Source organism: Marisediminitalea aggregata, assembly GCF_900129565.1.
In the GTDB taxonomy this organism is placed as follows: domain Bacteria; phylum Pseudomonadota; class Gammaproteobacteria; order Enterobacterales; family Alteromonadaceae; genus Alteromonas; species Alteromonas aggregata.
In genome coordinates this window covers 181469-195537 of record NZ_FQWD01000007.1, presented here as the reverse complement: position 1 = coordinate 195537, position 14069 = coordinate 181469, and the positions used below count along the sequence as shown (strand labels likewise).

At 46.8% G+C, this 14069-nt stretch carries 13 protein-coding genes; 8 read left to right on the top strand and 5 right to left on the bottom strand.

Going from position 1 to position 14069, the window contains the following annotated elements:
• Window positions 1–421 precede the first annotated feature (421 nt).
• The gene (locus BUB81_RS19450) at window positions 422–1513 is read left to right on the top strand and encodes a 3-deoxy-7-phosphoheptulonate synthase (RefSeq protein WP_073325028.1); all 1092 of its coding nucleotides are present in this window, start codon (window positions 422–424) and stop codon (window positions 1511–1513) included.
• Window positions 1514–1517: 4 nt separating this feature from the next.
• Window positions 1518–2690 (top strand): bifunctional chorismate mutase/prephenate dehydrogenase, encoded by a 1173-nt coding sequence (gene tyrA / locus BUB81_RS19445; RefSeq protein WP_073325027.1) that lies wholly within the window; start codon window positions 1518–1520, stop codon window positions 2688–2690.
• Between the two features lie 54 nt (window positions 2691–2744).
• Here the strand turns inward: tyrA and pheA are convergent, their stop codons facing one another.
• The 3 genes from pheA to BUB81_RS19430 form a co-directional block, all read right to left on the bottom strand.
• Window positions 2745–3926 (bottom strand): prephenate dehydratase, encoded by a 1182-nt coding sequence (pheA, locus tag BUB81_RS19440; protein WP_073325026.1) that lies wholly within the window; start codon window positions 3924–3926, stop codon window positions 2745–2747.
• A gap of 243 nt (window positions 3927–4169) precedes the next feature.
• A complete protein-coding gene (locus BUB81_RS19435; RefSeq protein ID WP_073325025.1) occupies window positions 4170–4970 on the bottom strand; it encodes a response regulator transcription factor in 801 nt (266 codons plus the stop codon).
• A gap of 161 nt (window positions 4971–5131) precedes the next feature.
• Window positions 5132–5458: a translation initiation factor gene (locus tag BUB81_RS19430; RefSeq protein ID WP_073325024.1), complete on the bottom strand. Its 327-nt coding sequence runs from the start codon at window positions 5456–5458 to the stop codon at window positions 5132–5134.
• Window positions 5459–5573: 115 nt separating this feature from the next.
• Here BUB81_RS19430 and BUB81_RS19425 point away from each other — a divergent pair, with 115 nt between their 5' ends.
• The 4 genes from BUB81_RS19425 (at window position 5574) to BUB81_RS19410 (ending at window position 10245) form a co-directional block, all read left to right on the top strand.
• Window positions 5574–5876 (top strand): STAS domain-containing protein, encoded by a 303-nt coding sequence (locus BUB81_RS19425; protein WP_073325023.1) that lies wholly within the window; start codon window positions 5574–5576, stop codon window positions 5874–5876.
• Window positions 5877–5885: 9 nt separating this feature from the next.
• A complete protein-coding gene (locus BUB81_RS19420; RefSeq protein ID WP_073325022.1) occupies window positions 5886–7538 on the top strand; it encodes a SpoIIE family protein phosphatase in 1653 nt (550 codons plus the stop codon).
• 152 nt (window positions 7539–7690) lie between these two features.
• Window positions 7691–8131 (top strand): tellurite resistance TerB family protein, encoded by a 441-nt coding sequence (locus BUB81_RS19415; RefSeq protein ID WP_073325021.1) that lies wholly within the window; start codon window positions 7691–7693, stop codon window positions 8129–8131.
• Window positions 8132–8154: 23 nt separating this feature from the next.
• Window positions 8155–10245, top strand: a complete 2091-nt coding sequence (locus BUB81_RS19410; protein WP_073325020.1) for a putative bifunctional diguanylate cyclase/phosphodiesterase — start codon at window positions 8155–8157, stop codon at window positions 10243–10245.
• A 161-nt stretch (window positions 10246–10406) separates the two neighbouring features.
• Here the strand turns inward: BUB81_RS19410 and BUB81_RS19405 are convergent, their stop codons facing one another.
• Complete coding sequence (locus BUB81_RS19405) at window positions 10407–10838, bottom strand: hypothetical protein (RefSeq protein WP_073325019.1); 432 nt, start codon at window positions 10836–10838, stop codon at window positions 10407–10409.
• Complete coding sequence (locus BUB81_RS19400; RefSeq protein ID WP_073325018.1) at window positions 10838–12028, bottom strand: TonB-dependent receptor; 1191 nt, start codon at window positions 12026–12028, stop codon at window positions 10838–10840. Before BUB81_RS19400 ends, BUB81_RS19405 begins: the two co-directional genes overlap by 1 nt.
• A 247-nt stretch (window positions 12029–12275) precedes the next feature.
• On the opposite strand from BUB81_RS19400, the gene BUB81_RS19395 reads away from it, so the two are divergent.
• Both BUB81_RS19395 and BUB81_RS19390 read left to right on the top strand, forming a co-directional pair.
• Entirely contained in the window at window positions 12276–12524 is a 249-nt protein-coding gene (locus BUB81_RS19395; protein WP_073325017.1) for an EF-hand domain-containing protein, read from the top strand.
• Window positions 12525–12628: 104 nt separating this feature from the next.
• Window positions 12629–14029 carry a sensor histidine kinase gene (locus tag BUB81_RS19390; protein ID WP_073325097.1) on the top strand — a complete coding sequence of 467 codons (1401 nt, stop codon included), beginning with the start codon at window positions 12629–12631 and terminating at the stop codon, window positions 14027–14029.
• Window positions 14030–14069: the final 40 nt, after the last annotated feature.

The following is a 14069-nucleotide window of genomic DNA, read 5'->3' as shown; positions in this document are numbered from 1 at the left end:
ACCGGCATCAGACCGGTGGGTTGTTATTATCGTGCCAGTACAACATTTTTGTAACATCATGGCACTACCGTTCACCGCAATAAAACTTGTTTCGTCGCAATACGTTATGCTCTTTGTTAGCAAGTATATGCTGATCAGCGACCGATTGTGACGATATAAAAGTTAAGGCGTGGTTAAGCAAGTTTCAAACGGTAAATATGGCAAAGTACTTCAGATATGGAGTTTTTACTTGCTTTGCATATCAATTATTGATAAAAAGTCAACGCTATTTCATCAGGTTGAAATTTTTTGATGTAAATATAACTATACGCCTGTATTTATTGCCTGTATCTGCTTTACTTAATGGACGTTGTGTGGACGGAGTTATCACCCATAGCAACAGGCCTGACGTTTTTTTATTTCCCAAGACCAAGAGCGACACATGATTAAGGACACTATTAACAACATTCACGTGAGTGCAGAAAATATTCTGATCACGCCTGAGGCACTGGCTCAGGAATTACCTGTTTCAGACCGTGCGCTGTCGGTAATTCACGATTCCCGCCAGACAATTGCGGACATTATTCATCGCCGTGACCACCGTATGCTGGTTATTTGCGGCCCGTGTTCTATCCATGATATTGAAGCGGCAAAAGACTATGCGCTGCGTTTAAAAGAACTGCACGAGTGCTACAAGGATACCTTGTACATCGTAATGCGCGTCTATTTTGAAAAACCCCGTACAACGACAGGCTGGAAAGGCCTGATCAACGACCCGCATATTAATGACACCTTCGACATTGAAACGGGTCTTCGCAAGGCACGTGAACTGCTGATCTGGCTGGCCGAGCTGGAACTGCCTGTCGCAACTGAAGCGCTGGACCCTATCAGTCCGCAGTACCTGGCAGAGTTGTTCAGCTGGAGCGCGATTGGTGCACGTACCTCTGAGTCACAAACTCACCGTGAAATGGCCAGTGGTCTGTCGATGCCGGTAGGGTTCAAAAACGGCACTGACGGCAGTCTGGATATTGCTATTAATGCGCTTAAATCAGCGGCGTCATCGCATCGCTTTATGGGCATCAACAAGCAAGGCCAGGTTAGCATTATTGAAACACAGGGTAACCCTGACGGGCATATCATCTTACGTGGTGGTAAGCAGCCAAACTACGATTCAGTGTGTGTGTCTGAATGCGAAGAGTGGATGAACAATGCCAAATTGACAGCGGGCCTGGTCGTCGATTGTAGCCATGCCAACTCGAATAAAGATTATCGCCGTCAGCCACTGGTTGCACAAAACGTGGTAAATCAGATTTTGGAAGGGAATCAGTCAATTATCGGCGTTATGCTGGAAAGCCACTTAAAAGCGGGCAATCAGAAATCTGATGGCGTACCGTTTGAGTCGTTGGAATACGGCGTATCAATTACCGATGGATGTATTGACTGGGATACTACAGAAAGTCTGCTTGGCCAGATGCGGGATAAGCTGATTACTGTGTTACCATTACGCCAAAATAAGCGAACGGATGTAGCCTGATTATATGTCAAAAGACACAGCGGAACAGTTTGCTCAGCAATTGAGCGATCTACGCCAGGGAATAGACGAGCTGGACAGCCAGCTCGTCGATTTGCTAGCCAAGCGAGCAGCATTAGCCAGCAAAGTCGGCGATATTAAAGCCAAAACCGGCATGCCGATTTACGTGCCCTCGCGCGAAGCGGCATTACTGGCCGATCGTCAGCAGCAAGCTGAAGCGGCAGGCGTGTCTCCTGCGTTGGTTGAAGATCTCCTGCGCCGAATCATGCGCGAGTCTTATCATATCCAGAACAATCGCTATCGCTGCGTTAACCCCGGCGTCAAACGGATCGTGGTTATTGGTGGTGGCGGTGCGTTGGGCAGTGTTTTTGTCGGGTTATTTACACGCAGCGGTTACAACGTCGACATATTGGAAAAAGACGACTGGTCTCAGGCTGAGAGTCTGTTTGCTCAGGCCAGTCTGGTATTGGTGTCTGTGCCGATCAATCTGACGGTTGACGTGATTGCCAGTCTCAAAGCACTGCCTGAGAATTGTATTCTGGCCGACATTACCAGTATCAAAGACAAGCCACTGGGTGCCATGATGGCCGCACATAGCGGGCCGGTTGTAGGGTTACACCCTATGTTTGGACCGGATGCGCCAGGCATGATAAAGCAAGTGGTTGTGGTGTGTCATGGGCGCGGTGAAGCTACCTATGAGTGGTTGCTTGAGCAAATGAAAACCTGGGGTGCCAACTTAATTGAAACGACAGCCCAGGATCATGACAAGGCGATGGCATTTATTCAGGTCATGCGCCACTTCAACACGTTTGTGTACGGCGCACACCTGGCGGGCGAAAATCCGGATTTGGTGCAGCTCACGCAGCTTAGTTCTCCTATTTACCGCCTGGAACTGGCCATGGTAGGGCGCTTGTTTGCCCAATCTCCCAATTTGTACGCCGATATTATTTTCAATAATCCGGACAACTTCGCGCTGTTGCGGCGTTTTCATCAACGCTTTGGCGAAGCGCTAAGCTTGTTAGAGCAGGGCGATAAAACCGCGTTTATCGAGCAGTTTAATGAGATTGGTGAATGGTTTGGCGATTATGCTAAAACCTGTCTCGTGGACAGTAAGCAATTGCTGTTGAAAGCTGATGATAACCAGATGTTGAGGTCTGTACAGCCACAGCCCGAAGATTAAACTTGTTTTATAAATACAAAAATGGCCACAAAAGTGGCCATTTTTTATTGAATATTAAGAGGTCAGGGCTTTGCCTGCCGCCACCTTGGTGGGGCTGATTTCTTCACTAGGGTAACATCCCAACACTTTTACGTAGCGGGTGATTTTCTTCAGTTCATCCACTGCTTTCTGCATTGGACCATCCTGCGTATTCCCCTCGACATCAATATAGAACATCTCTTCCCACGGATTGCCGTGGATAGGGCGGGACTCCAGTTTGGTCATATTAATGTTGTTTTGCTTGAGGATAAGCAGGGCTTCAACCAGGGCACCAGGCTTTTGCACAGTCGACATGACGAAGGTGGTTTTGGCTGGTACCTGCAGCGGCACGACGACAGGTTGTTTCGCTACTACAATAAAACGGCTATGGTTTTCTTTCTGATTAGCCAGGTTGGATTTGATTGCCATGAGGCCATACAGGTTACCGCCCGCTTCGCTGCCAATCGCGGCGACATCGTCTCTGTTTAACTCACTGACTGTAAGCATTGCCGATGAGGTACTGTCCATGGTTTTTACTTCAACGTTGCCTAATTCCGCCAGGAAGTGACTGCACTGGGTAAATACCTGAGGATGCGCGTACAGCGTCTTAATGTTGGAGAGTGTTGTATCTTTAGCAACCAACAGACTGTGCTTGATAGCGTGAGTTAACTCGCCAATGATGCTGAGTTCAGTGTGCTGAAGTTGGTCGTAAACTTCGTTAATGCTACCAGAGGTTGTGTTCTCGATAGGGAGAACCGCATAGTCGGCTTCGTTGTTTTCAACTTTACCCACCACTTCTTTAAAGCTCTGACAGCCAATTTCCAGTAAGTCACCCGGGCGACGAGAAAAGTACTTTTGTGTGGCCAGGTAGCTGTAAGAACCACGGTCTCCCAGAAACGCGACACGGTTCAACGGTAACGCACTGCCAGGATTCGCTCGTTCCGCCAGCATCGCTTGTTGATTTAACACCGAGTCTTCAATAATGACGTGGAATATCTGAGTGACATAGTGTGGGTCAAGACCATGCTGTTGGCCTTCTTTGATCAAGCGGATCAATAGCTGCTCTTCCCGAGCCTGATCGCGTACCGGAATGTGATGCTTGATTTTGGTTTCGGCAACCTGGTTGGTTAGGCCGCGGCGTTCTGCCAACAGACCGAGTAATTCAGTATCGAGTGAGGTAATTCGCTCACGGATGTTATCTAATTCAGGCGCAGACATGGCTTCTCTCTTACACTTCAGGCAAAAAAAAACCTCCCTTGAGGGGGAGGTTTATGTCACGCACAGCGTACCTCCCTCAGATGAAGGTGATAAACATAAAGAAAAACGCTGTGTGTGTTGTATTTCGTAGTTTCATACCGTGCACTTTATTGCGGCGACTGATGTCTGTCAACCCGTTTTTACAGAATAGCCTTCGTTTTTTGCCGTTGCGTATTGACAAAATTCAACGGTTGCATATAAAAATTAGTCGCCCAGTAATGCGGCCAGCATGGCGCGTACTTCATTTGGTTCAAATGGCTTGTCGCACAGGGCATTTACCCCTGTTTGTTGTATGTTAGCCATATGCATACTGTCTGCGGCCTCTGACGTCACCATAATAATAGGGATGTGGGCGGTTTCCGGGTTGAAGCGAATGAACTCAGACAACTCACGCCCGTCCATTTCAGGCATGTTGTAGTCGGTTACCACTAAATCAAAAGCCTCGTCTTTAATTAATGTCAGCGCCATGGCGCCGTTCTCGGCTTCCTTAATTTTCTGTAGGCCCATACCTTCTAAAACGCGGCGAATATGGTTACGCGCTAAGCGGCTATCGTCGACCAGCAACACGCGGACTTCATGAATATCAAATAGCTCAAGTTCGAGTTCGTCTGTATTCAATAAATCCAGGCTAGCGTTCAGTGCGCGTTGCAAATGAATAGGTTCGAATGGCTTGGGCAGAATTGCTGCAACGCCAGCTTGCTTAAACTCTTCGAGCTTACTGGTTCGGTTCTCACTGGACACAAGCATAAAGGGGATGGTTCTCAGTGATTCATGCTCTTTTACGTATTTGAGCAGTTCGATTGCCGCACCATCTTCAAAATACATCGCGCTGATAATCAGGTCAGCACCATGCTGATCGATGAGCTGCTTGGCTTCGGTAATATTGGCAGCGCTATCAATTTGTTTCACATTTTCTTTGGTCAGAAAGGTCGAAATAATTTTCCGTTGCGTATCTGACGGTTCCACCAACACAATATTGAGGTCGGAGATTGATAACTTTTCCATTTGTATTCTCTTTTTATCGTTACGCCAGGCGATGTTCGGCAAGGGCTTTTAACACGCGCAAACATCCAATCTGACTACTGCTTACCTACATCATAGCAAACCGCGCATCGCGACAAATATAATTTGGCGTTAATATAGACTAAAGATAAAGGCGAAAAGGCTTAGCCGCCAGCAATTTTTGATGTAATACCTTGTTGTTTGAGTATTTGTTGGATTTTGTCACGTGCGTCTGTTTGAACTTCAATCGTCCCTTCTTTTACTGCGCCGCCGCAGCCGCATTTCTTCTTCAGAACACTACACAGCTCTTTGAGTTCAGACGGTTCTTTATCAAGGCCGGTAATAATAGACACACCTTTGCCTTTTCGACCTTTGGTTTCGCGGTGGATTCGGGCTATACCGTCTTTATTTACTGAACGACTGGCTTGGGGGTTGTTGTCATTGTTGATTTTTCCGCCGTCGGTACTGTATACGAGTCTGTTGTCTTGCATATTAATCTGTCACTCTTCGAAAATTGACTACACTTATCAGGTATTCAATGATTAAGGTGCACGGAAGTGCGAATTTACGCATAGTAGCAAACGCGGAATGCGAGTGGGAGCGCTAATGGCAATTAAAACTGAACAGGTACAAGGCGAACGCTGGGTAATTTACATTGGTGAAAAGTTTGATTTCTCGCTGGTCACAGACTTCAGACAAGCGTACAGCGAGTTGCCAGCATCAATTAAACACATTGAAGTGGACTTGAGCAATACGCAGTACATGGACAGTTCGGCACTGGGCATGTTACTGAATATGCAAAAGTTACTGGCAGACAAAAATCTGACTTACAGTATCACGCACTGCCGCGCAGCCGTCGCAAGGATTTTAGAAATTTCTCGCTTCAACAAAAAATTCACTATTTCCTGACAGCGCAGCATGTTTCGCATTTTAATTGTTGACGATGAAGTTATTAACCGGGCGATGCTCGTCCAAATGTTAAATGACACAGGCTATGTGCATTGTGTTGAAGCTGAAGATGGTGAGAAGGCACTTGCTCTGGCGGAACAATATCCACCGGACCTTGTGTTACTCGATGTTGTTATGCCGGGCATGAGCGGCCTGGACGTCGCGCCTAAGCTAAAGGCTTTGTCTCCCGATTGTTATTTACCCATTTTGTTCATTACTGCCCTTGATGATCAGGAAAGCCTGGTAGCGTGTCTGGCTGCAGGCGGCGATGATTTTGTATCGAAGCCTTTCGATCGACTGATCCTGACGGCCAAAATTAAAGCCCACGAGCGTTCGCGACGAATGGGACTGGAGCTGGCAGAAAAAAACCACTCTCTCAGGCTAGTGCAACAGGACGTCGAGAGAAACCATAGGATTGTGGAGCACATCTTTGCCAATGCACTGGACTCCAGTGACACCCTCAATGACTATTTTAATTATTACATTCAACCGGAAACACAGTTTAACGGCGATGTCTTATTATGTGAGAAAAGCCCTTCCGGTGGAGTGTATCTGTTTGTCGGAGATTTTACCGGGCACGGTCTTGCGTCTGCTATAGGCGCGATTCCGGTTTCCCAGGCTTTCGTCAGAATGACAGAAAAGGGGTTGTCGGTGTCTGAAATAGCTATCAGGCTGAACCGCATTCTATTGTCGTTTCTACCCGCGGATATGTTCTGTGTTGCAGCTATTATTGAAATTGACTCTTCGGGTACCCGGTTTAGCATTTGGAATGGCGGACTGCCGCGTATTGTTTTGCGCGATGCAATGGGAAAAATACAACACCGTCTAGACTCCCGACACATGCCGTTAGGTGTGCTCAGTGAAAAAGAATTTGAGCATGACGTCGATATTGTTGAAGCCAATGAGGACGACATGCTGTTGGTGTATACCGATGGATTGATGGAAACACTGCACCCGGAACAGGGCCTGTTGGGCGAAGAGGGCGTTGAGCAATGGTTTTCTGAGGGCGGAATAAACTCTGCAAGGCAGTTTGTAGAACTCGCAAAGGTATATCGCCTGGGGCAGCCAGCGAAGGATGATATGACCATTGTATTATTTCGCTGTGAACCCTTTATGTTTGATAATCATGTTGCGCGCACGCATACCGCGTTGCTGCCATTTGAATTGAAATTTACGCTCGGCAAAGCGCACCTGCAATCACAGAATGTGGTAGATACGTTTATTCAAAGGCTCGGACACGTTGAAGGATTGGAGTCTGCCCGATCAGAACTTTACACGGTGGTAACTGAACTAGTGAATAACGCCATCGATCACGGCGTGCTGCAGTTAAATTCGTCATTGAAGAAAGATCCGAATGCATTTGAAACCTACTATGCAGAGCGCAGTGCCAGAATAGAAGCGCTGGAACAGGGTGAAGTGTCTGTCTCAATGCATTGTGATCCCGATCTGCGCCTACTGACTATCAAAGTATCGGATTCTGGCGCCGGTTATGATGTATCACAAATAGCACCAAGCGATGATGAAGATACGTTTGGCAGAGGTCTTCAGCTAGTTCAGGCAATCTGCGAGTCGGTTCAAGTGACGGACAGTGGTCGTTGTACTGTGGCGACAATGGCGTTTTGATGACGGTAAATTAACAGTAGGGTTTGAAACTAACGCCTAAGTATAAAAGTCTATACAGTATCTGGTGACTTTTTCGCTACGAAAAAAGCACGGATTTCAATTTCTTGTCTACACTTTACACGCGCTAAGTGCGCACATACCCGGAGTTTTACATGTTGAGAACAATTCTCGCGATGTTCCAGGGAGAGGCGTCAGAGCCTTTGCATCCGCATCACGTTGAAATAGCAGCGGCAGCGTTGTTATACGAAGTTATTAAAGCCGATGATGATATCGATCAACGAGAGCTAGAGGCATTAAGCGATATGCTACAGAATACGTTTTCGTTGACCGCTAAAGAAACAGAAATGGTCTTAGCGAGTGGCAGTGCGCGTTCTGAAGACGCTGTCGATTTAGTTCAGTTTACCCAGGTACTAAACCAAAGTTTGGATGCCAGTGCCAAACACAAGGTGATTCAGGGACTTTGGCACGTAGCTTACGCCGACAAAACACTCGCGCCGTTGGAGGAACACGTTATTCGTAAAATCGCAGATTTACTCTATATACCTCACAGCCAGTACATACAGGCTAAGCTAGCCGCGCAGTCTGTGGGATAGTAAGGACAGGTTGGTTAGGGCACATGTTTAGCAGTATTCGCACGGCGATGGTTGTGATCCTCAGCGTAGTGGTGATGTCTTCATCTGCCAGTGTGTTGTGGTTGACTGTGTCTGAACATGAGCAATTGTTCTTAGAGTCCCAGCAAAACAATCTGTTTGCACTTACCCGCAACATGGCTAACGACCTAGTGCCTTTCATGGAGCAAAGCCCGCGGGATACATTTTCTCTGAACGTAGTTTTGCTACGGTTAGAGCCATACCGGAATGTGATCAACGCGACTATTTTTGACAATGACCACCAACTGGTAGAGTTTTATGTCGGTCTGCAAGGTCGGCGAGTCGACGAGGCTATGCTGCCTGCATCCTATAAACCATCAGATATGACGATGGGGATAAGTATTTCTGACGGTAAGCTTTACAGCCTGGAGCGAATTGGTGAGCAGGCATTCCCGGTGGGCTATTTATTGATTGTAGTGGACTTGAATAAAAGTCTGTCTGAGAGCCGACGGTCTTTGGTTTTCAGGACTATGCCCTGGGCCCTTTTGTTATTGTCGTCTACTATTCTGTTATCGTTCGCCTTACTCAGACAAGCTTTCAGACCGCTTGATGCGGTAACTCGTTTTACGCAATCGGTAACAGAGCACAAAGACTACACTTCCCGGCATACGGTGAGAGGAACTGCCGAAATTCGCCGGTTGGGCCAGCATATCAACCGATTAATGGAAACCATTGAGGAAGAGCTGAATATTAATCAGCAGCAGACTAAAACCTTAATGGAACAGCAGGTCACCATGACCCGGTTAGCCAATTTTGACAGCTTAACAGGGTTACCGAACCGTCAGTTTGTAATGGATACCATAAAAATCGAATTGGCCCGGGCCAGACGTGCCAATGACGATTTGATTCTGATGTTTTTCGATTTGGATGGATTTAAAGGCATTAATGACTCCCTGGGCCATGAAACTGGCGATCTGATTTTGATTGAAGTGGCTGAGCGGGTTAAAACCATTCTCCGCGATGGCGACATTCTGGCAAGACTGGGTGGCGACGAGTTTCTGATTATTCCTGACCGGGATGCGACTGAATTAAATATGATCACGGTCTCCGAACGGGTGTTGTCTGCGTTTACTGAGCCTTTCAAACTTAACGGGCTATCGCTAAAACTAGGTGTAAGTATTGGTGTGGCAAAAGCGAAAGAGGCGGGCTATGAACTCAGTCAGCTGGTGAGCAATGCTGACCTGGCAATGTACCGTTCCAAAGCCAGAGGACGAGGGGTGTACACCATTTTCAGTCCGGAAATGTCAGAGTCACACAAACGCAAAATCATGATTGCAAACAGCATCGACACGGCAATCGAAGAAAATCAGTTCTGCTTGTACTACCAGCCCAAAGTCGATGGTAATGGGATTCAGGTAGGATTCGAGGCCTTGATACGTTGGCATCACCCTGAAATGGGCAATATCATGCCCGGCGAGTTTATTCTGGTTGCAGAGCAGTCCGGTAAAATTACCGCGATTACGCAGTGGGTTATTCGTCGGGCTTGTGAAGAGCTCCATCAAATCACAGATCGGTTCTCGAGCCGGGTGAGAGTGGCTATTAACTTGTCTGTTCACGATCTGCGTCATAGCGATTTGTTTGATTGGATTTACTCTGCATTCCAGGAATACAACGTAAACCCCAGAAACATTGAGTTTGAAGTTACCGAGTCGGCTTATCTGGACAACTTTGACTCCAGCGAAAAACTGTTTAAGCGTCTGCATAATCTGGGGTGTAAGATAGCACTTGACGATTTTGGGACGGGTTATTCATCGCTGAGTTACCTCACACAAATTACCATCGATACACTGAAAATTGATCGCCAATTTGTCACCCAAATTGAAACCTCTGAACGATGTCGTCTGGTGACTGTATCTATTATCGACCTGGCTAAGCGTCTTAGCCTGAAAATTTGTGCGGAAGGTGTCGAGACCGAAAGTCAGTGGGATTATCTGCGAGCGCAGGGCTGCGATACGGTGCAGGGATATTTATTCAGCAAACCCGTGCCATTACATGAACTAAAAGACAATCATCAGGATATTCCTCACGACTTCACTAATTATCGCATTGATATTTAATGTCAGCAGGCCTGAGCTATATCGTGCTTTAACAGTAAATCGGCCTGTTACAGAGAAATATTCTGATTTCAAATGATTGTTAACATAGAAGTATAGTCTTTGGAATAAGTGACAACAGACACATTTGTGCCTGTTGTTTTTTGCGCTAGCAGAGTCGGGCTCTACGGAATAGGCTTGGATTCAAATATCACTTTCACGCTGTCGGGCAATGGAGTGCCCGCGGGAACATAAGCCACGGTATTCGCCGTTGATTCGACCATAAGAATCGCTTCCTGAGGATTGATTGCTTCCACCGGGCGTTGTTTGCGACCACTAAAGCGCATCTGTGCCCAATAGGCTTGAATACGTGACTCTGTCAAACCGACCACCCTGACATTAAAGATAGAGCGCGCCAGTTCGCCTGGAGACAGGGCGATAGGGGTGATATCGCCAAGACCAATATTTCCCATGTATAAATTGCGAAGCATCGTTTTATTGACTTCGTCCAAAGGCGTATCGACCTTAGTAATGACCACGATATGTTCTTCCTGCTGGGCAACAACCCACCCAGGTAACAAAATTAAAATGACAGTGAGGTATCGAAGTAATCGCATCAGAATACCCACTCTAAAGAAAACTGATACAAGGTTGCGGCGGGTCTGTTACTGTTGTCCGGGTTATCAAAAAAGCTGCGCTGACCTTGTTTTCCCCGAAGTCGGATGATGTCGGCTTTAAAAGCAAAGTGCGCAGACAAGTCATACCTTGCCCCTATGCCGATACTGTCCAGCGAGTCTTTCGCAAGAGATGCATACACCTGGTTGTAGGCAAACGCAAGCTGGTCTACTTGTGGCGCTAAACCCAAAGGGATTTCGTTCACCCTGGGCGGATATGACGCGTGAGAAGTCGCAAGCGTTGTATGAATGGTAAAAGGCGGTAAGTATAAGCCGGCAGAGACATAGGCACTGGATGAGGTCGGGAAGACAATGGGTTCCCCGATTAGCTTGATGACTTCGGCTTCAACAAAATAGTCGATGTCGTGATAGGCGATCCCGGCGAACAGTACCTCGACATTGCCGTTGGTCGACAACGAATCCGCCGAAGCCTGATAGCCAGCTTGTTGCAGGATGTCCGCTAATCCATTTAAATCTTCGAGCACTAAGTCAATGTCGCCGGAGTGAAAACCCAGTTGAGCGCTTAGGTTTTGCCACCTTACGTTACCGATTAATCCATGAAAGTTTTTAATGTCAGGTTGGATCGTGAGGTTTGCAATATTGTACTCGTCGTTAAATTCGCCCCAGTAACCCTCAAGAGAAGCCTGAACATCTTGTGTGCCGAAACGGTATTTTACATTCAGCCCGTCATAGGTTGGAAATAGCACGCCGTTGTATAACTGTTGGGGGGGCGTCACCCAATGGTATGCAAAACCAACATTTAACACATCCGAGTACCGAAAAAACGGTGTGCGTTGTTTTCCTAGTCGGATTTGCCATTGATCGTCGACTTCGTAGGTAAGGTACAGCCACTCTACGCCGGACTCCCGATTCTTGTTGCTATGAGCCAGAAGCTGTGTTGTGAGACTTAACTTTGGCATCACCTGCCAATCAATCTGAATAGCCGCCAGGCTTTGTCTGTCAAAACTGAGTTCGTCTTCGTAGCCCTGATAAGCCAGGTCTGGGTCGTCGAGATAGCCTCCGACAACTTTACCAAACCCGGAAATTTCTATGGGAAGCTCATTGGCCTGAGAGGCCGAGGAAAGAAACACACTGCCAAGCAGCAAGTGTAATAACCGGTATTTCAACAACATAATCGTACTTTATTTATATTTGCTCACTAAAAAATAAGACACAGATGCTATTTGCACAAGTCACGCCTGTAAAAATACTCGAACTATGTTGCTTATTTGCAACATCTCGGAAGAATGTACTGGTTGAATTGTAGTCTAAATCTCGCTTTGATAATCTCAAGCTATTGAAATTAATTGCTTTTTAAATTCTGGTACGCAGTCTGCACTGTCACAGTAACTACACAAAACGAGTGACAGGGTGATAACCATGCGTAAATTAATGATTCTGTGTTTAGCGGCAGCAAGTTTTTCGTCTATGGCGACAACATCTGGCGTAGAATTTATGGAGCAAATGGATTCGGATGATGACGGATATATCACACTGCGTGAAGCGGTAAAAAATACTGACCTACTGCGCGAATTTGGACACATCGATATTGATGAAGATGGCAAAATTTCTGAAGCGGAGCTGATAGCCTCTGATTATGGCCGCGAAGTATTGTCGTTGCCTATTTAAGCGCGGCGCTGACCGTTTTAATTGACTGAATAGGCGTGAATACATTGTCGAAGTCTCAACGCTATGCGATGCTTGCCACATCTTTGATTGAGAGCGGATCACTTTTGCGATTAGGATCGTTACGACAATTAATTCTGGGCAGTTTTCTGGTGGCACTGGTGCCGCTGGCAGCGTTGCTTTGGCAGAGTCAGACAGACCTTGCCAGAGTTAGCCAGTTAACGGTGAAAGAAACACAGCACATTGCGTCTCTTGTCTCTAAAGTGCAACAACTGGAAAGTGCCAGCGTGGTGCTTGAACGTGCATTAAGACAATATCAGGTGCTGAAAAATGACGTTGCTGCGGGTTTAGTGGAGAACGCAATAGGGCGCTTTTCAGAGCAACACGGTGCAATATGCGACGTGGAAAAGCGCGTGAATGGTTGTGTTCAGCTTCGACAAACCGTAACCACGCTTCGCGGCTTTCGGGCTTTTGACAATCCGGATATGCTCGCCAATCAGCTTACGCTGATGCGACAACAACTTGCCGACATTGATGTAAGTGTGGATGATGCGATTGCCGAAAGGCTGGTGGTTCAGCAGCAAGATGTCTCGGCTATGCAGGTTAGACAAACCTGGTTGAGCGCACTTTTAGTGTCTGTCTCACTTGCTCTTATTTTACTGGGTAGCCAGTTGATCATTAATCCGGTACGAAAGCTGAAACTGATTATCAGAATGCTGGCCCGACAACAGGGGCATTTACCGCCGCTGTCGACTAAAGCACCCCGGGAATTAGCAGGAGTTGAACAAGATTTGCACTGGTTGGGCGAGCGTTTGGCACAATTAGAGCACATTCGCACGGCGTTACTTCGTCACGCCGCGCATGAATTAAAAACGCCACTAGCCAGTATGAAAGAAGGATGTGCATTATTGTCAGACGGGTCAGTTGGTGAATTGAGTGGCCCTCAGCAGGAGGTGATGAGTCTGATTAACGCCAGTACGACGCGCCTTAATACCCTGATTGAAAAGCTACTTGATTACAATTTACTGTTACAACAAGCACAGCCTAAGTTTACCCTTGTGGATGTAGACCACATGGTGAAGCAGTGCATTGGCGACTATAAACTTGCGTTACAAAAGCACAAACTAGACATCGATTTGGCATGTAAATCCATAACGGCTGATGAAGAGTTATTGCGCAGAATTCTGGACAATCTGGTATCTAATGCGGTGGCACATGGTGCGTTGGATAAAACCATCCATATCCGGTTGTCGGTCGATGAACACAATGCCTACATTGACGTAGCCAATGACGGCAAGAAAATACCCAAAGAGAAAATCAGTAGCCTGTTTGAACCCTTCATTCGTGGTGAAGGTGCCCGAAACGACAACGTCATCGGAACAGGCTTGGGATTGTCAATTGTTGCAGATTGCGCAAGGATCATGCATGGCGATGCAACGGTAATTGACGTGGACTACGCAGATGTGTGCTTTAGAGTCCGTATACCACAACAGGAAGAGAAACATTGATGAAGCGTTACGGCGTATTAGTTGTATTTATTGGGTTGAG